The organism is Pseudomonas lactucae (assembly GCF_036688725.1).
Lineage (GTDB): Bacteria > Pseudomonadota > Gammaproteobacteria > Pseudomonadales > Pseudomonadaceae > Aquipseudomonas > Aquipseudomonas lactucae.
Genome location: NZ_JAQQPT010000024.1, coordinates 33,812 through 50,649 on the forward strand (window position 1 = coordinate 33,812; position 16,838 = coordinate 50,649).

A 16,838-nucleotide genomic window follows, 5' to 3' on the forward strand; every position below is an offset into this window, starting at 1 on the left:
TCAGTCGCCGACCGCTTCGCCTTCACGTCGTGGGTCGGCACCACCGCTCAACGATACTTTCCCCTGCGCATCCCGCGTACGAACAATCGCCTGGATACCGCTGGTCATCTCAATGTCGCTCAAGGCGTGGCCTTTGTCCTTGAGCGCCTGTTTCAACCCTGGGCTGAACAAGCCGGCTTCCAGCTCCGTAGGCCCATTGCGGCTGCCGAAGTTGGGCAGGCTGACGGCGGCTTGTGGGTCGAGGTTCCAGTCGAGCATCGCCACCAGGGATTTGCTCACGTACTCGATGATCTGCGAACCGCCGGGCGAGCCGACCGCCGCCAGTAATTCACCGCTCTGACGGTCGAACACCAGGGTCGGCGCCATGGCCGAGCGCGGGCGTTTGCCGGGTTGGACACGGTTGGCTACGGGCTGGCCGTTTTCTTCAGGGATAAACGAAAAATCGGTCATCTGGTTGTTCAGCAAAAAGCCCTGGACCATTACATGGGCGCCAAACGCGGCTTCCACCGTGGTGGTCATCGACACGGCACCGCCCTGGTCATCCACCGCCACCACTTGTGAGGTGGAGATGCGCAGTGGCGAACGGTCCGGCGCGTACGCCACTTGGATTCCGGCCGGCTGGCCGGGTTTGGCAATGCCTATGCTGCGCTCGCCAATCAAGGTGGCTCGCTGGGCCAGGTAATCCGGCGCGACCAGACCGGCGACCGGCACTGGCGTGAAGTCCGCATCGGCCACATACAGCGCACGGTCGGCGAAGGCCAGGCGGCCGGCTTCGGCCATCAGATGCACCGCGCCGGGGGTGGGTTCCAGCCCGGCAGGGGAGGCGTTCTTCAGCGGTTTCATCGGCGCGATGGCCAAGCGTGGGTCGCGGGCTTCCAGCGCCTGCAACGTCCCCAGGATCTGCGCCACGGCAATCCCTCCCGACGACGGCGGCGGCATGCCGCAGACTTTCCATTGTTTGTAATCGGTGCACAGCGGCGCGCGTTCCTTGGCGACGTAGCCCTTGAGATCCACCTGGGACAGGCTGCCCGTATTGCGGTGGCCCTGCACTTTGCGGGCGATCTCATCGGCAATCGCACCGTGGTACAGCGCGTCCGGCCCTTCCTTGGCGATGCGCTTGAACACGGCGGCCAGCGCCGGGTTTTTCAACAGCGTACCGGTGGCCTTGGGCGTGCCGTCGGCATTCAGAAAGTAGGCGGCCATCTCTGGCGACTGTGCGATATAACGGTCGGCGGCGATCAAGCTGTGCAGGCGCGGGGAGATCGCGAAGCCCTGCTCGGACAAGCGAATCGCCGGCTCGAACAGCGTGGCCCATTGCAGGCGGCCGGTCTTCCCGTGCGCCATTTCCAACGCGCGCAACACACCGGGCGTGCCCACCGAGCGCCCGCCAATCTGCGCATCGCTGAAGGCCATCGGCGTGCCGTCGGCGTTCAGGAACAACCGCTCAGTCGCCCCGGCCGGGGCCGTTTCGCGGCCGTCATAAGCGTGCACTTGGTTCCCATCCCACAGCATGATGAACGCGCCGCCGCCGATGCCGGAGGACTGCGGCTCCACCAGCGTCAACACCGCTTGCATCGCAATGGCTGCATCGATCGCCGACCCGCCTTGGCGCAACATCTCACGCCCGGCTTCGGCGGCCAGCGGGTTGGCGGCGGCGGCCATATGGCGTGTGGCGTGCTGGGTGGTCAGATCGGTGCGATAGCCTGAGCCCAGCTCCGGTGCCGGTGGCTGTTCGTTGACCGGGGTGTGGCAGGCGGCAAGGGCCAGGGCTGTGGCAGCGATGGACAAGTGACGGCGGGAAATCGAAAACACGCGCTGAACTCCGTTCATTTCTAAAATGATCTGTTGTCCTTGGGGAGCTGCTTTTACAGGTAGATCTGGCCTTGCAGATACAGCACGGCCTTGCCGGAAATGATCACGCGGTCGCCCTTGAATTCGCAGCGCAACTGGCCACGCCGTTTGCCGCCTTGCTCGGCCGTGAGTGTTGTCTTGCCCAGGCGTTCGGCCCAGAACGGCGCCAGCGAGGTGTGCGCCGAACCGGTGACCGGGTCTTCATCGATGCCCACATTCGGCCCGAACCAGCGCGAAACAAAATCAAACTGTGTGCCTTTGGTTGTCACCGCAATGCCGCGTTTAGGCAGGCCCTTGAGGCGCGAAAAATCCGGCTTCAGCGCCGCAAGCCGGGCTTCGCTGTCCACCAGCACGATGTAGTCATCGGTGCCGAACACTTCGGCGTGTTCAATCCCCAGGGCGTCGAGCATCCCGGCCGGCGGCTCGCAGCGCTCGGGCTGCCTGACCGGGAAATCCATCGCCAGTTCATCGCCATCGCGCGTGACCCGCAGCTCACCGCTGCGCGTGGCGAAACGCAGCACTTCAGGCGCATTTTGCAACCGGTGAATCAACACCCACGCTGCCGCCAAGGTGGCATGACCGCACAGATCGACCTCGACTTGCGGGGTAAACCAGCGCAACTCATAGAACCCGTCACGAGGCACGAAGTAAGCGGTTTCGGAGAGGTTGTTTTCAGCGGCGATGTTTTGCAACTGATCATCGGGCAGCCACTCGGTAAGCGGACACACCGCCGCGGGGTTGCCGCCGAAGGGGTGTTGGCTGAAGGCGTCGACTTGATAGATGTCCAGTTTCACCGTGGTGCACTCCGTGTGTGGGGAGGCTGGACACTAACAGCGGGGTCAAGCGAGCGTCAAAATACAGATGGGCGGTTTTTTTGAGCGCTTCTGTCACATTGAGGTTCATGCGGGCGCAGGGCGTGAGTCGATGGTGGTGGGGCGTAACGATGCGAGTATGCCCCAGCCTTTTCTGCAGGCATAAAAAAACGGCCTACCTTTCGGTAAGCCGTTTTTAGTACTTGGTGGCTACACAGGGACTTGAACCCCGGACCCCAGCATTATGAATGCTATGCTCTAACCAACTGAGCTATGTAGCCAAGTGGCGCGCATTATTCGCTTCGGGCGCCGATGCGTCAAGTGTTTTGTTGAGAATTTTTTCTACGCTTTCAATTGTTTAACCCAAACCTGGCTAAACGGCGACGAGAGGCGGGGTGGACGTCGGTTCCATAGGGGCATCGATCGATGTCGGCGCGAGGGAGCCTGATCGAGTTGGGCAGATATCCCTGCCGCCCAACACGTGGCTTGCCTTACGAATGCAGCGAGGTGTGGGTGATGCGCTTGAGCTGTTCACGCGCCCGAGACAGGCGTGAGCGAACCGTGCCGATAGGAATGTCCAGTGCGTCGGCCGTGTCCTGGTAACTGCCGTCGGTTTCCAGCGAGGCGTACAGCGTTTTGCGCATTTCCGTGGGCAGGTGGTCGATGGCGTTCAGGGTTTTTTCAAGACGCCGGTTGACCTCGAATTCCCAGTCCAGATTGTGGTTGTCCTCTTGCCCATGCCACAACGACTCATCGAATTCACAATGCACCGGCTTGGCATACAGGCGCCGGAAGTGGTTGCGGATCAGATTCTGCGCGATGCCGCACATCCAGGTACTGAGCGTGGCAGTGCCGCTGAAACGCTCGCGGTTGCGCCAGGCTTCAAGGTAAGTCAATTGCAGAAGATCGTCCGCATCTTCCGGGTTCAGAACACGCTTGTGAATGAAACGGCGTAGTTTCTTTTGCTGGTCGTCTGTCAGGTGAAGCATGAATTGAGGCGAGCTGCCAACTAGGTGCGCTAAAGCTTCAATAGGGATATTCATGATTTTTTCCTTAGGGTAGACGCGGTCGAAATGGTTTCGACGGGAAGCCCTTTTGCACCGGTTGTGCCAAATGAAAAAATCGTTCAACTTATTGATTTGTATAAATAAATATCTTGAATTAAGCGTTTTTTGCGCAACGCTTTGCAAAGTGCGCCGTGAGTTTGTGCGGGTATTTTCACAGGCGGTGAGATTGTTGATTTCGATGGAACCAGGTGGGCGGGGCTTGCCACACAGAGACACACTCTTCCTGTTCTGGCTTAACCATGAAAGTCGAATCCAGCAACGATATGGAGCAGATTCAGCGCCTGGACCCGTCTCGTATCGGCCCTGTCGAAGCGCCAACCCCCGCGAAGGGGAGCGAGGACATTGCGCTGATCTTCAGTCAGGACGTGGCGGCCGACGCTAACGCCTTCCCCAAGCGGTTCATGCCGATACGGGTGCCTCCCGTTGAGCAGCTCGCGCAGCTCTATGACATGCTCGGACATCCGGCCCAGGCGAGCCTGGCGGTGGTTGCTCGGCGCATGCGCATTCAGTTATTGCAACAACCGGCTCTGGACAAGTTGCTGGACCTCGGCGGGGGCGATCCGGCGCGTACCTTCGTGGTACTCAAGCAGGTGGCCGCGCAGGCGCAGGACGAAACCCGCAGTGCGCAAGCGGCACTGGCGAGGGATGCCATTGCCAGGCTGGAGATGCGTTTCAAACGGGAAATCCAGGCCGGCCTGAACATTGCCGCGGCGCTGCAACGGGCCACGGATGACCCGCAGGAGCGCCAGGCCATACGCACGTTGTATTACGCCAGTGTGGTCACTCGCCAATCCCTGTCGACCATGATGCACGCGCTGCTGGGCATGTATGGGGGCGAGCGGTTTGTCGACGGCCTCAACGTGATGCGCCGGGCCTTGGCCGATGATGTCGCGGCACATGCACCGTCGGTGCCTGATGTGCGCTTGCGTGCGCTTCTCAGGGGGCTGCAGAGCTGCGGTCAGCTGGGCGCGGTGTTGGCCAATTGCCGGGCACTGATCCTGCGCCTTGGCGCGCAGGAGGAACCGGTCGGTTTGCTGCAGCGCCTGCTGGGCTACGCCGGCAGCGGCATCGAGTCAGCTGAAGTGCAGCGTCTGGCCTACGACCTGGGCGGCGATTTGTCGGTCGATCAACTGGTTTGCCTCAACAGCCTGTATCCGGTCATCCAACGTTTGCCCCTGGCGTTGTGGGACGACAGCCGCAGTCGTCAAGAGGCTCTGCGTAGCTTTCTGCTGGTGATGGACGAGTTTGCCCGCGTCGAACGTGGGCGCCTGCAATTTTTCGACAAGACGAGGGTCGACGGGTGAGTGCGTTGGCCGCCGTCAACGGTGTGTTGCTCACGATAGCGCGGCGCGCCGAGGTGCTGGGTGCCGTGGTGGTCCTGGCCATCGTGTTCATCTTTATCGTGCCGCTGCCCACCTGGCTGGTGGATATCCTGATTGCGCTGAACATCTGTATTTCCTGCCTGTTGATCGTGCTGGCGCTCTACCTGCCCGGGCCGTTGGCGTTTTCTTCTTTCCCTTCGATTCTGCTGCTGACCACCATGTTTCGCCTGGCGCTGTCGATTGCGACCACGCGTCTTATTCTGCTGGAGCAGGACGCCGGTGATATCGTCGAGGCCTTCGGCAATTTTGTGGTCGGGGGCAACCTCGCGGTGGGGATGGTGATCTTCCTGATCCTGACCCTGGTCAATTTCCTGGTGATTACCAAGGGCTCGGAGCGGGTCGCCGAAGTGGCGGCGCGTTTCAGCCTGGATGCGATGCCGGGCAAGCAGATGTCCATCGACAGCGACCTGCGCGCCGGGTTGATCGACGGTGTGCAAGCGCGGGACAAGCGTGAGCAGTTGTCGCGTGAAAGCCAGTTGTTCGGGGCCATGGACGGCGCCATGAAGTTCGTCAAGGGCGATGCCATTGCCGGTTTGATCATCGTGGTGGTCAACCTGTTGGGCGGTTTCTCCACTGGCATGTTCCAGCATGGTTTGAGCGCCGGTGAGTCCATGGCGCTGTATTCGGTGCTGACCATCGGTGACGGCCTGATTGCACAGATACCCGCGCTGCTGATCTCCCTGACCGCCGGCATGATCATCACCCGCGTGGCGCCGGACGGGCGCAAAGGCATCAGTAACATGGGGGCGGAAATTGCCCGGCAAATGACCAGCGAACCCAAGAGCTGGATGATTGCCTCGGTGGGGATGCTCGCGTTTGCGGCCGTGCCTGGCATGCCGACAATGGTGTTCATTTTTATTTCCATGATGACCGGAGGCCTGGGTTACTACCTGGCCCGGCAGCGTGAGCGCCAGGAGCGTCCGTCAGCCGAAGCCCCTGCTGCGGTGCGGCCGGAGGAGAACGGTGAAGAAGACCTGCGTGGCTTTGATCCGTCGCGGCCGTACGTGTTGCAGTTTCATCCTTCTGTGTATGCAACGCCTCAGGTCATTGAGATCGTCCAGAAAATCCGCCAGGCGCGGAATACGCTGGTAGCCAATATCGGCTTGACGTTGCCACCGTTTGAAGCTGAGTTCATCGAGTTGCTGGCGCCGGACGAGATGCGTTTTTGCGTCCATGAGGTACCGGTGATGCAAGCCACCTTGAGCGACCGCATCGCCGTAGCGCACGACGCGTTGGCGTCACCGCCGGACGATGCCGTGCACGGGCTGCCTGAGCGCGATGAGGAAGGCTGGCTATGGCTGGCGCCCGAACATCCCTTGCTTGACGATCCGCAGGTGGAGCGCTTCACCGCGCAAAGCCTGATCGTCGAGCGAATGACACGCGCGATGATGCTCAGCGGGCCGCGTTTTCTCGGGATACAGGAGAGCAAGGCCATTCTCAGTTGGCTGGAGCACAACCAGCCGGAACTGGTGCAGGAGCTGCAGCGGATCATGCCGCTTTCGCGGTTTTCGGCGGTGCTGCAGCGCTTGGCCGGTGAAGGGGTGCCGTTGCGTGCCGTACGCTTGATTGTCGAGTCGTTGATCGAGTACGGCCAGCATGAGCGCGAGCCGGAGGCATTGGCTGATTACGCGCGCATCGCGCTCAAATCACAGATCTACCACCAGTACAGCGAGGCCGATGGACTGCATGCCTGGCTGCTCTCGCCGCAAACCGAAAATATCTTGCGCGATGCCTTGCGCCAGACCCAGACCGGGGTGTTCTTTGCCCTCGATACTGATCACAGCGCGGCGTTGGTCAACTTGCTCAACCAGGCGTTCACCGCGCGTCCCAAAAGCAAGAGCGTGATATTGGTTGCGCAGGATCTGCGCAGTCCCTTGCGCACCTTATTGATGGACGAGTTCAACCATGTGCCGGTGTTGTCCTTTGCAGAGCTTGGGAGTCATTCCAAGGTAAAGGTGCTGGGGCGTTTTGACGTGGGCCAGGATGAGTTGATGCGCGGAGCCATGGCATGAGCGTAGTGCTGCCCACCGCGCAGGGGAGGGTGCGCTGATGTTCGAGCTTCGAGTACTCGATGGCCTGCACCAGGGCGCGGCGTTGCCCTTGTTTGGCGAACAATGGAGCCTGGGGGCCAGTGCGGACGCCGATCTTCTCTTGAAGGACCCAGGTATCGCCGAGCATCACGCGAGCCTGCGGTTGGCCGTAGGACGCTGGTCGGTACAGGCTGAAGCGGGGCTACTACAAGACAGTAACGGTCTTATGTTGGCCCAGATCAGCGACCTGGCGCTCAATACGCCTTTTTTCATTGGCCCTGTGCGCCTGTGTGTCATGTTGGCCGATCAGCCCTGGCCACAATCCCCGGCCGCCGAGCGTGCGGGGCCAGCTCCCGTCTCCGTGAAGCACGCGCCGTTGGCGCCGGTGTTGTCCTCCATTTCGATGCTGCAACAAAAGCGCATTATCAGTCTTGTGCTGGTGTGTGCCGTGATCATCGTGGGGGCCGGCATTGCCTTTACCGGTGAGCGCCAAGCCCAGGCGTCGCTGATGCCCGTGGTGATTAAAAGGCCTGGATTGGACTCACCCTTCGAGGTGCGCCAGCAGTTGTTGAAGATGCTCGGCGAGCGCGAGTTGGTCCAGCGTGTCAGCTTGCAGGTGATCAATGAACAGGTTGCCCTCAATGGCGAAGTCTCCCAGGAGGAAGTGGACTTGGTCGCGCGCATGCTCGACCGTTTTGCCGAGCGGTTCGACACGACTGTGCCGGTAATCAGTCGGGTCCGGGTCCGCGACGGCGCGCTGCCGTTCAAGATCTTGCAGATCGTTGGCGGAGCGAACGGCCACGTCGTACTCGAGGAGGGCACGCGACTGTTTGTGGGCGACGAAGTGGATGGCCTGCGTTTGGTCTTGATCGATAACGGCAAAGTGATTTTTGATGGCGCACATCGGTATGAGGTGCGCTGGTGACCCCCGCACTGCAAGAGCGCCTTGAGGCCTGGCAACGCAAGCAGTCACAGGCGTTGATCGCCTTCGCGCCGGTTACGGCACGTGGTCGTATCCAGCGGGTGAGTGGCATGTTGCTGCAATGCCGGCTGCCGCAGGCACGTATCGGTGATCTGTGTCGAGTCGAAAAAAATCCCGGCGATGACATGCTGGCCGAAATCATCGGGTTTGATCAGCAGGATGCGGTGCTCAGCGCGCTGGGCAATCTGGAGGGCGTGCGTGTCGGTGCCAGTGTGGAGCGCCTGGGGGTGCCACACCGGGTGCAGGTCAGTGACGAGCTGTTGGGGCAGGTATTGGATGGGTTTGGGCGTCCGATTGCGGGCGACGGTCCCAGTGCGTTCGCCGACGCGCAGGCATCCGATGCGACCCCAGTGCTGTGCGAGGCGCCTTTACCCACGGAGCGACCACGAATCAACCGCGCGTTGGCCACCGGGGTCCGTTCGATTGATGGCCTGATCACGTTGGGCGAAGGCCAGCGCGTCGGGCTGTTTGCCGGCGCCGGCTGCGGCAAGACCACCTTGCTGGCCGAGATCGCGCGTAACGTGGAGTGCGATGTGATCGTGTTCGGCTTGATTGGTGAGCGGGGCCGGGAGTTACGCGAGTTTCTTGATCACGAACTGGATGATCAGCTGCGTGCCAAAGCCGTGCTGGTATGCGCCACCTCCGATCGCTCCAGCATGGAACGGGCGCGCGCCGCGTTCACGGCAACGGCCTTGGCCGAAGGTTTCCGGCGCAAGGGCCAGCGAGTGTTGTTGCTGATCGACTCCTTGACCCGTTTTGCCCGGGCCCAGCGCGAAATCGGCCTGGCCGCCGGTGAGCCGCTGGGGCGCGGCGGCTTGCCGCCTTCGGTCTACAGCCTGTTGCCGCGCTTGGTGGAACGTGCCGGATTGACGCGTGAAGGCGTAATCACGGCGATCTATACGGTGCTGATCGAGCAGGACTCGATGAACGACCCGGTGGCCGATGAAGTGCGTTCGCTGCTTGACGGGCATATCGTACTGTCGCGCAAGCTGGCCGAGCGTGGGCACTACCCGGCCGTGGATGTGCTGGCGAGCCTTTCACGGATCTTGAGCAACGTCGCGCGATCGGCCGATATCCAGGCGGGTACCGCGTTGCGACGTTTGTTGTCGGCGTATCAGCAGATCGAGCTGATGCTCAAGCTGGGGGAGTATCAGCCTGGCAGCGATGCCTTGACCGACCTGGCGGTGGACAGCCGCCAGGCGGTCGATGGTTTCCTGCGCCAGGACTTGCGTGAGCCGTCACCGATGCTGGCGACGCTGGACCAGCTCAAGACGCTGACCGCCCATGTCCCATTCTGAAGAACTACTGGGGGAGATCGAGACCCTGCGGCGTTTGCGTCGGCATCGAGCGGACCTTGCCGAGCGCGCCCTGCGCGAGGTCAAACGCGCCCAGCAGGCGCTGGTCGCCCATATCCAGCAGGCCGAGCAAGCGCTGGACAAAGCCCGGCAGGAAGAAATCCGACAAAGTGCCCAACTGCTCGATCAGTACCAGGGCCAGGTCCTGAGCCTGCAAGCGCTCAAGTCCTGGGGGGCACAGGAGCGCTCGTTATCGGCCAGTACCCAGCGAGACCAGGGGCAGCTGGAGGCGTTGCAACGCCAGCAGGTGGAAAAACAGGCCCAGGTGGGCAGTGCCCAAAAGCAGGCTACCGAATGCCTGCGACAGGTGGAAAAACTTCAGGAGTTGTCCCTGATGCTGGCTGAGGAGCCCACATGACTGAGGTTTCAAACAAACCCACTGAACGTGCACGCTTGCGTGAGCTGCACGAGGAGCGCGAGCCGGGCGCCCTGGGCCAAGTGCCTTGGGAGCAGGGACGATTGTTCGCGCAGCTGTTTACCCTTGGCGATGAAGGCGCGGGCGCGCAGTCCTTTGCGTCGGGAGAGATGGCTTCGGCCGGTATCGCGATGATCGAGGCGCTCGCCGAGCAACTGGCGCCGCGCGTGCTGGCAGGTGCTCAGTGGCCGCTTCACGCGGTGTTGTACCTGCCGCGGCTGGGGCGAATCAACAGCGTTGTGCGGCGTGAGCAAGGTACGTGGTCCATCGACCTGGATGCCGAACTCGAGGCGACGTCGCGCTGGCTCAGCGGCGTGCGGCAACCGTGCCAGGAGCGATTGGCCGCGGCGCTGGGGCAGTCGGTCAGTCTGCATCTGCCTGTCTTCGGCTCGGCATGATGATGCCGCCGCTGACAGTACCCCTGGTTAGAGAAGACAGGGTAGCAGCGCTTCGTCGACTGGGACGCGGCTTGCGCCTGCCATTCAGTGTGGCCGGACAGAAAGGCGAGTTGCGTCTGGAACCCGGCCGTGAACCGGCAGGTGCGCAGGTGTTGTGTTTCGAAACGGCATGCGGTGTGTTGGCGTTGGCAGAGGCCGGACCATTGCTCAGCCTGATGGGGGAATGCCCGGTCACCTTGGCCCAGGCCGGCAACGATCCGGATTCCTGGTTCTGGGCGTTATTCCAGCACTATCTGAGCCCCGAGGTGCGAACCCTGTTCGGTTATTTTCGCCTGCTGCAGACCGATTGCCCTGCGGGGTTCGGTTGCCGAGTCAGTGTGAGTCTGGATGCCTCACGGGTCGTGGGTTATGTGTGGCTGACGCCCGAAAGCCTCCTGATGTTGAGCGAGGCCGCACCCTGGCGCTCCATCGCCGCTCCCCTGCCGGCGAAATTTCAATTGGCAATTGCCGTAACCCTGGGACACCTGCGACTGACGATTGCGCAGGCATTCAGCCTGCGCCCGGGTGATGTGCTGGTGTTGGAGGCGGCGCTTTTCCAGGTGCAGGGTCGCGGTCATGTGCAAGTTGGCAGGCGTCGGCTGCATGGCGACATTGACGATGAAACCGGCACGGCGTGCCTGACCCTTACTTCTATCGAGGAAACGTTTGTGGACGAGCATTTTACGGCGCCCGATTACTCGGAGCCTGTGGAGGATGAGCCCGTGGTCGATGTATTCGGACACGAGCCGTTCGACGAGTTGAGCATGGCGCTCACGGTTCGCTGTGGAACACTGAACCTTACCCTGGGCGAGTTACGCAACCTGGGGCCTGGCTCGGTACTGGGCATCACGGGCTACGCGCCTGGCGTGGCCGGTCTTTATTACGGCGACCGGCCGATTGGCCAGGGGCAGTTGGTTGAAGTCGACGGCCGCCTGGGGTTGCAGGTGTCCCGCGTGTTGTTCGGTCGATGATGCTTCAGGGGCTTGATCCCCTCGTACTCGCGATGTTTCTGGGGGCACTCTCGTTGATGCCCATGCTGTTGATCATCTGCACATCGTTCCTGAAAATTGTGATTGTGCTGATGATTACGCGTAATGCCATCGGTGTGCAGCAGGTGCCGCCCAGCATGGCCATCAATGGCATCGCGTTGGCGGCGACGCTGTTTATCATGGCGCCGGTGGGCTATGAAATCGCCGAGAGCATCAAGGTTTCGCCGCTTGACCTGAGCAATGTGCAAACGGTGTTGCAAACGGGGGGCGAAGCCATCATGCCGCTGCGCGCATTCATGCTGCGCAATGTCGACCCGGATGTGCTGACGCATCTGCTGGAGAACACTGCGCGTCTCTGGCCGGCGCAAATGGCCGAGGAGGTGCAGCGCGAAGACCTGATCCTGCTGATTCCTGCTTTTGTACTGTCGCAACTGCAGGCGGGGTTCGAGATCGGTTTCCTGATCTACATCCCGTTCATCGTGATCGACCTGATCGTCTCCAACCTGCTGCTGGCGCTGGGCATGCAAATGGTCTCGCCGATGACCATTTCCCTGCCGCTCAAACTGCTCCTGTTCGTACTGGTGTCCGGGTGGTCGCGGCTGCTCGACAGCCTGTTCCTTTCCTATCTCTGAGTGGCCTATGGAACCGATCGTGCTGTTCAAGCAGGGCATGTTGCTGGTGGTGGTGTTGTCGGCGCCGCCGCTGATCGTGGCCGTGGTGGTCGGCGTGCTGACCTCGCTGGTGCAGGCGCTGATGCAGGTGCAGGACCAGACGCTGCCCTTTGGCGTCAAGCTGGTAGCGGTGGGCGTCACGTTGATCATGACCGGTCGCTGGATTGGCGTGGAGTTGATTCAACTGATCAACCTGACCTTCGAAATGATCGGCCGCTCGGGCCAGAACTGAGGGCTTGCCTGTGCTGCTGTATCTTGAGTTCCTGCCCAGCCTGGTCGTTGGCATGGCGCGTATCTACCCCTGCGCCTTTCTGGTGGCCGCGTTTTGTTTTCAGCATATACGCGGCATGCCCAGGCATACGATTGTGATGGTCATGGCGCTGATGCCCGCCCCCGGAATTCACGCGGCGCTGGAGGGGCTGGACTACTCGGCACTGATGCTCAGCGCTCTGGTGCTCAAGGAAATAGCCCTGGGGTTGCTGCTGGGGGTGCTGCTGTCGATGCCGTTCTGGATGTTCGAGTCGGTGGGGGCATTGCTGGATAACCAGCGCGGAGCCTTGGCCGGCGGGCAGCTTAATCCCTCACTGGGGCCGGACGCGACACCGGTCGGGCACTTGTTCAAGCAGTTGGCGATCTTTCTGTTGATGGTCACCCTGGGCTTGGGGGCGTTGACCCAAGTGATCTGGGACAGCTACCGCATATGGCCGCCCACGGCGTGGTTTCCGCTTCCGGCGGCCAATGGGATGAGCCTGTTTGTCGACCTGCTGGGTGACACCTTCACGCATATGATGCTCTACGCAGCGCCCTTCATCGCGGTCCTGCTGTTACTGGAGTTCGGCATTGCACTGCTGGGGGTCTACAGCCAACAGTTACAGGTGAGTACGCTGGCGCCACCGGTCAAGTGCCTGGCGGGCATCGGGATTCTATTGCTCTACTTCGCGCTGCTGCAGGACTTGATCGTCGGCAGGATGAGCCAACTGAGCGACCTTAAACACTCACTGGGACTGTTGTTCCGGGCGGCGATGCCATGAGTGACTCCGGCGAGAAAAAACACCCGGCGTCCGCCAAGAAACTGCGTGACCAACGCAAAAAAGGCCAGGTCGCTCAAAGCCAGGATGTGGGCAAGTTGTTGGTGCTCACGGCCATCAGCGAAATTGCATTATTCACCGCCGAGACGAGTTTGCAGCGTTTCCAGCAACTGATGGTGCTGCCGATGTCGCGCCTGACTCAGCCCTTTGTAAGAACGCTGGAAGAAGTGCTGTTGGAGGGCCTGCTGGTATTTTTCTCATTTGCCCTGCTGATGGTGGGGGTGGCAATCACGGTTAAGCTGATCAGCAGTTGGATGCAGTTCGGAATCTTATTTGCCCCAGAGACCTTGAAGCTCGATTTCAAACGCCTTAATCCGCTCAGCCAACTCAAGCAAATGTTCTCTGCCCAGTCGCTGATGAACCTGCTGATGAGCATCGCCAAAGCGTTTCTGCTGGGGTTGGTCGTTTACCTGGTGGTCTGGCCTTCCTTGGGAGCGCTGATCAACCTGGCGACCAGCGATCTGCAAAGCTACGTGTTGGCGCTGATCGCGCTGTTTCGCTATCTGCTGCATGCCTGCCTTGGGCTGTTACTGGTGCTGGCGCTGATCGACCTGGCGTTGCAGAAACATTTCTTCGCCAAGCGCATGCGCATGACCCAAGTCGAGGTCGTCAAAGAGTACAAGGACATGGAGGGCGATCCTCATGTGAAAGGCCAGCGCCGCTCGCTGGCTTATCAATTGGCGCAGGAGGAACCGAAGGTCAAGCTGCCCAAACTGGAGGAGGCGGACATGCTGGTGGTCAACCCGACGCACTTTGCCGTGGCCTTGTATTACCGCCCCGGTAAAACGCCGCTGCCTTTACTGGTGGATAAGGGGACTGACGCTGGCGCGCGTCGGTTGATTGCCCGTGCAAAAGCGGCTGACGTGCCCGTGATCCAGTGTGTGTGGCTCGCCAGGACGCTGTATACGAAAAAACGGGGTGCCAACATTCCCCGTGAAACCTTGCAGGCCGTGGCGTTGATCTACCGAACCTTGCGTGAGCTGGATGATGAAGCCAAGCGTGAGACCCTCCAATTGCCGGAACTTGACCAACGTTAGTCACCCCAAGCAGCAGTCGGCCAGGCACGTGCCTTGGGTGAGCGGCGGCGCCGCCCACCCGGCGTTCTCAGCGTTCCAGCGACACCGTCTGATAATCCGCTCGCTCCCCGGCGGGGCCAGGCTCGACGCGCATTTGCGGCGGCCACCAGATCACCAGCTTGTCCTTGTTCGACTGTGGGCGAGAGCAGGAGTCGCCCTTGCAGGTCGGTGTACAGCCGGCGGCAAGCAGCGCTGCGCCGATCAGGGTGACGTAAAGCAAACGGTGTTTCATCGCACGGCCTTTTGGGGTGGAGTGATCAGGGAGGGGCGGTGCACGTCGAGGTGTTCATCCTTCGACACTGGGCGCATGGCGATAAACACCTCCGCTTCCTCTCCCGGCTTGAGCCAGGCATTTGGCCAGACGGCAACTGCCAGCGTCTGGGAATTGCTGCATTCCTTTTCATCGATACGCACATTGCGCGTGAACTGGTTACGCACTACCACCACCGCTACGTTGTACTGCGGGCCGGCATACCACTGGCTGCGTTCGCTGTTCAGCGCCAGCAAATTGCGGGTGTTGCACAAGGTGCCCAGTTCCAGAGGCATCGGCGAGGTCTTGAAGCCTCTGGGGACTTCGCCGCTGACCAGGTGTGCCAGGGTGCTGGTGATATCGCTGCGGCTGATGACCGGTTGGTGCGGCGCCAGGCGTCTGGCCAAGGGATCGAGCGCTGCCTGCAGCTCGACTTGATCGTCCGCGGGCAAGTAGCGCGAGGGGTCGGACTGATCGCCGATGACGCGCGGGGTAAGAATGAACAGCCGTTCGCGTCGGTTGTTCTGGCGTTCGGTCGAGGAGAACAGCGCCTTGCCCAGCAGCGGTATATCGCCCAGCAGCGGGACCTTGCGCTGTTTGTCGCTACTTTCCGTGACGTGGAACCCTCCGACGACCAGCGAGCGCTTTTCCGCCATGACGGCCTGGGTGCTGACCTTGCCTCGACGGACATCCGGGCCCAGGCGGTCCGGATTGGATTCGTCAAAGTTGCCGTCCTCGATATCCACCGCCAGATGGATCTGGTGCCCGCCGCGGCTGGTGATGACCCTGGGCACTACCTGAAAACTGGTACCCACGGTAATCGGTAGAATGGTCGCGTTCTCGCGACCGGCCGTCAGGTACTGGGTGCGGTTGAAATCGATGACCGCGGGCTGGTTTTCCAGGGTCAGGACCGAGGGGTTGGACACCATGGTTGCCAGCCCGCGGGATTCCAATGCGCGCACATCGGCGTAGAAACGGTCGCGGTGCTCGATCGACAATTGCGAAGAGGTGCCGGGCGCCATGTTGACGCCGCCACGGAAGCGACTGTTCTGGAAGCCCCACTTGATGCCGAATTCGTGCAATTGCGTGCGCTCGATGTCGAGGATGATCGCATCGATTTCCACCAGCTTGCGCGCGACGTCGAGCTGGCTGATCAGTTCGCGGTACATGGCCTGGCGTTCCGGCACGTCATAAATCAGCACCGCATTGTTGCGCACATCGGCTTCTACGCGGATCCGGCTGGTGTTGACCTGTGCCCGAGGCGTGATCGCCATGCCGGTGTCGACAGGCGCGGTGCCGGCGTTTGTGCCCAGCATCTGCCCCAGCAGCGGGTTACCCAGGCGTGGAAAAGCGGGCATTACAGGTGCGGGCTGGGACTGTGCGGCGGAATGTTGTGCCAGCCCCGAGAGCGTCGAAGTTGAGCGTGGCTCCAGCAGGCCGCGCAGCATGGTGGCAACGCCTGGGAGGGTGATCTTTTCGCTGCGGTACTCTATTTGACGGTCCGCGGCGTTGGCGAACTTCAACGGGTAGGTCAGCACGCTTTGCTTTTCATCCGAGGAACGGCGCTGGGTACTGAAATGCTTGATCTGTTCGATATAGCGCCGCGGACCGGAAACCAGGACGACACCGTCCTCGGGCAACTCGCCCCAGCCGAAGCGGCTGTCCAGCAGGCCGATATCGGTCAGTGCCTGCTTGAGGTCGGAGATGGTCCCGGAGGACACCTCCAAGCGTGCCGATTCTTGCTGGTCCAGGGTGCTGATATACAGCGTGTTGTTGTAGAGGTACCACTGGAAGCGGTGCTCTACCCCCAGTCGATCAAGCATCGACTGCGGCGTATTGGCGCGTATCTTGCCATTGACGTTACCTTCCAGCAGCCCCTCCACCTGCAGTTGCGTGCCAAAGGTCTGGGCAAAGTCTTCAAGCACTTCGCGCAAGGGTTTGTGTTCGGCTTCATAGGCGTAGGCGGTGTTTTTCCATTCGGGGGGGATGGCGGCCAGGACGCTCTCCGAGGGTATCAGCAGCCAGGGGAGTGTGAGCAGGCATTGCAAGATGGCAAGCCCTGACGATGTTCCGGGCAAGTTAGTACGCATGCGGGTATCACTGTGGGTCTTGTTATACATAGTGTTCTCTGGTTAATACGGCAGCGAACGTAACGAGGTAGTTTGGATTTATGAGTCGGTATGGCAAGGCGCGCGACCGTCGAGCCCCACGTATCGCTTTGGTTGAACAGGGTTTCGAGTCTGTTGAGACACCCATGTCTCATGATTGCCGTTGTGCACGCGCGCACTGGACCAACCAGAGCGCGCCACAGTCGGGCGCATGGACGAGCGAGCCTTGAAAGTGATTCTGGCAGACCGCATCTAATCGCAGCCGCCACCGCAAGGGCGTGCGATCAGGTCGACGTGACGTCATGCTGAACGCAGATCAACAGGT

General features: G+C 61.1%; 16 protein-coding genes and 1 tRNA gene. 11 read left to right on the forward strand and 6 right to left on the reverse strand.

Translation table 11 applies throughout. The features are described 5' to 3' along the window. The 4 genes from ggt to V6M90_RS24535 form a co-directional block, all read right to left on the reverse strand. Complete coding sequence (ggt, locus tag V6M90_RS24520) at nucleotides 1–1,830, reverse strand: gamma-glutamyltransferase (RefSeq protein WP_141064308.1); 1,830 nt, start codon at nucleotides 1,828–1,830, stop codon at nucleotides 1–3. A 35-nt stretch (nucleotides 1,831–1,865) separates the two neighbouring features. Then, nucleotides 1,866–2,645: a PhzF family phenazine biosynthesis protein gene (locus V6M90_RS24525; RefSeq protein ID WP_141064309.1), complete on the reverse strand. Its 780-nt coding sequence runs from the start codon at nucleotides 2,643–2,645 to the stop codon at nucleotides 1,866–1,868. 222 nt (nucleotides 2,646–2,867) lie between these two features. Further along, nucleotides 2,868–2,944: transfer RNA gene (locus V6M90_RS24530), tRNA-Met, on the reverse strand. A gap of 210 nt (nucleotides 2,945–3,154) precedes the next feature. Further along, nucleotides 3,155–3,706, reverse strand: coding sequence for an RNA polymerase sigma factor (locus tag V6M90_RS24535; RefSeq protein ID WP_003171568.1), 552 nt, complete (start codon nucleotides 3,704–3,706; stop codon nucleotides 3,155–3,157). Nucleotides 3,707–3,969: 263 nt separating this feature from the next. On the opposite strand from V6M90_RS24535, the gene sctW reads away from it, so the two are divergent. From sctW to sctU, 11 genes are read left to right on the forward strand one after another with little or no spacing between them, the layout of a single operon-like run. Next, nucleotides 3,970–5,034 (forward strand): type III secretion system gatekeeper subunit SctW, encoded by a 1,065-nt coding sequence (sctW, locus tag V6M90_RS24540; protein WP_332847270.1) that lies wholly within the window; start codon nucleotides 3,970–3,972, stop codon nucleotides 5,032–5,034. Next, on the forward strand, nucleotides 5,031–7,124 hold the full coding sequence (gene sctV / locus V6M90_RS24545) for a type III secretion system export apparatus subunit SctV (RefSeq protein ID WP_332847271.1): 2,094 nt from the start codon (nucleotides 5,031–5,033) through the stop codon (nucleotides 7,122–7,124). Before sctW ends, sctV begins: the two co-directional genes overlap by 4 nt. Before the next feature lie 37 nt (nucleotides 7,125–7,161). After that, the gene (locus V6M90_RS24550) at nucleotides 7,162–8,067 is read left to right on the forward strand and encodes an FHA domain-containing protein (RefSeq protein WP_003171573.1); all 906 of its coding nucleotides are present in this window, start codon (nucleotides 7,162–7,164) and stop codon (nucleotides 8,065–8,067) included. Continuing rightward, the gene (locus V6M90_RS24555) at nucleotides 8,064–9,422 is read left to right on the forward strand and encodes a FliI/YscN family ATPase (protein ID WP_003171574.1); all 1,359 of its coding nucleotides are present in this window, start codon (nucleotides 8,064–8,066) and stop codon (nucleotides 9,420–9,422) included. The genes V6M90_RS24550 and V6M90_RS24555 overlap by 4 nt, the downstream gene beginning before the upstream one ends. After that, nucleotides 9,409–9,837, forward strand: a complete 429-nt coding sequence (gene sctO, locus V6M90_RS24560; RefSeq protein ID WP_332847272.1) for a type III secretion system stalk subunit SctO — start codon at nucleotides 9,409–9,411, stop codon at nucleotides 9,835–9,837. Before V6M90_RS24555 ends, sctO begins: the two co-directional genes overlap by 14 nt. Next, entirely contained in the window at nucleotides 9,834–10,292 is a 459-nt protein-coding gene (locus tag V6M90_RS24565) for a type III secretion system HrpP C-terminal domain-containing protein (protein ID WP_305428390.1), read from the forward strand. Before sctO ends, V6M90_RS24565 begins: the two co-directional genes overlap by 4 nt. Continuing rightward, the gene (locus V6M90_RS24570) at nucleotides 10,289–11,302 is read left to right on the forward strand and encodes a FliM/FliN family flagellar motor switch protein (protein WP_042944138.1); all 1,014 of its coding nucleotides are present in this window, start codon (nucleotides 10,289–10,291) and stop codon (nucleotides 11,300–11,302) included. The genes V6M90_RS24565 and V6M90_RS24570 overlap by 4 nt, the downstream gene beginning before the upstream one ends. Further along, entirely contained in the window at nucleotides 11,299–11,952 is a 654-nt protein-coding gene (gene sctR / locus V6M90_RS24575; RefSeq protein WP_042944139.1) for a type III secretion system export apparatus subunit SctR, read from the forward strand. The genes V6M90_RS24570 and sctR overlap by 4 nt, the downstream gene beginning before the upstream one ends. Before the next feature lie 7 nt (nucleotides 11,953–11,959). Then, nucleotides 11,960–12,223 carry a type III secretion system export apparatus subunit SctS gene (sctS, locus tag V6M90_RS24580; protein ID WP_003171579.1) on the forward strand — a complete coding sequence of 88 codons (264 nt, stop codon included), beginning with the start codon at nucleotides 11,960–11,962 and terminating at the stop codon, nucleotides 12,221–12,223. A 10-nt stretch (nucleotides 12,224–12,233) separates the two neighbouring features. Then, the gene (gene sctT, locus V6M90_RS24585) at nucleotides 12,234–13,022 is read left to right on the forward strand and encodes a type III secretion system export apparatus subunit SctT (RefSeq protein WP_332847273.1); all 789 of its coding nucleotides are present in this window, start codon (nucleotides 12,234–12,236) and stop codon (nucleotides 13,020–13,022) included. Continuing rightward, nucleotides 13,019–14,116: a type III secretion system export apparatus subunit SctU gene (gene sctU, locus V6M90_RS24590; protein ID WP_332847274.1), complete on the forward strand. Its 1,098-nt coding sequence runs from the start codon at nucleotides 13,019–13,021 to the stop codon at nucleotides 14,114–14,116. The genes sctT and sctU overlap by 4 nt, the downstream gene beginning before the upstream one ends. A 67-nt stretch (nucleotides 14,117–14,183) precedes the next feature. Here the strand turns inward: sctU and hrpT are convergent, their stop codons facing one another. Beyond that, nucleotides 14,184–14,387 carry an HrpT family type III secretion system protein gene (hrpT, locus tag V6M90_RS24595; protein WP_003171582.1) on the reverse strand — a complete coding sequence of 68 codons (204 nt, stop codon included), beginning with the start codon at nucleotides 14,385–14,387 and terminating at the stop codon, nucleotides 14,184–14,186. Continuing rightward, on the reverse strand, nucleotides 14,384–16,525 hold the full coding sequence (gene sctC, locus V6M90_RS24600) for a type III secretion system outer membrane ring subunit SctC (RefSeq protein ID WP_003171583.1): 2,142 nt from the start codon (nucleotides 16,523–16,525) through the stop codon (nucleotides 14,384–14,386). The genes hrpT and sctC overlap by 4 nt, the downstream gene beginning before the upstream one ends. Nucleotides 16,526–16,838: the final 313 nt, after the last annotated feature.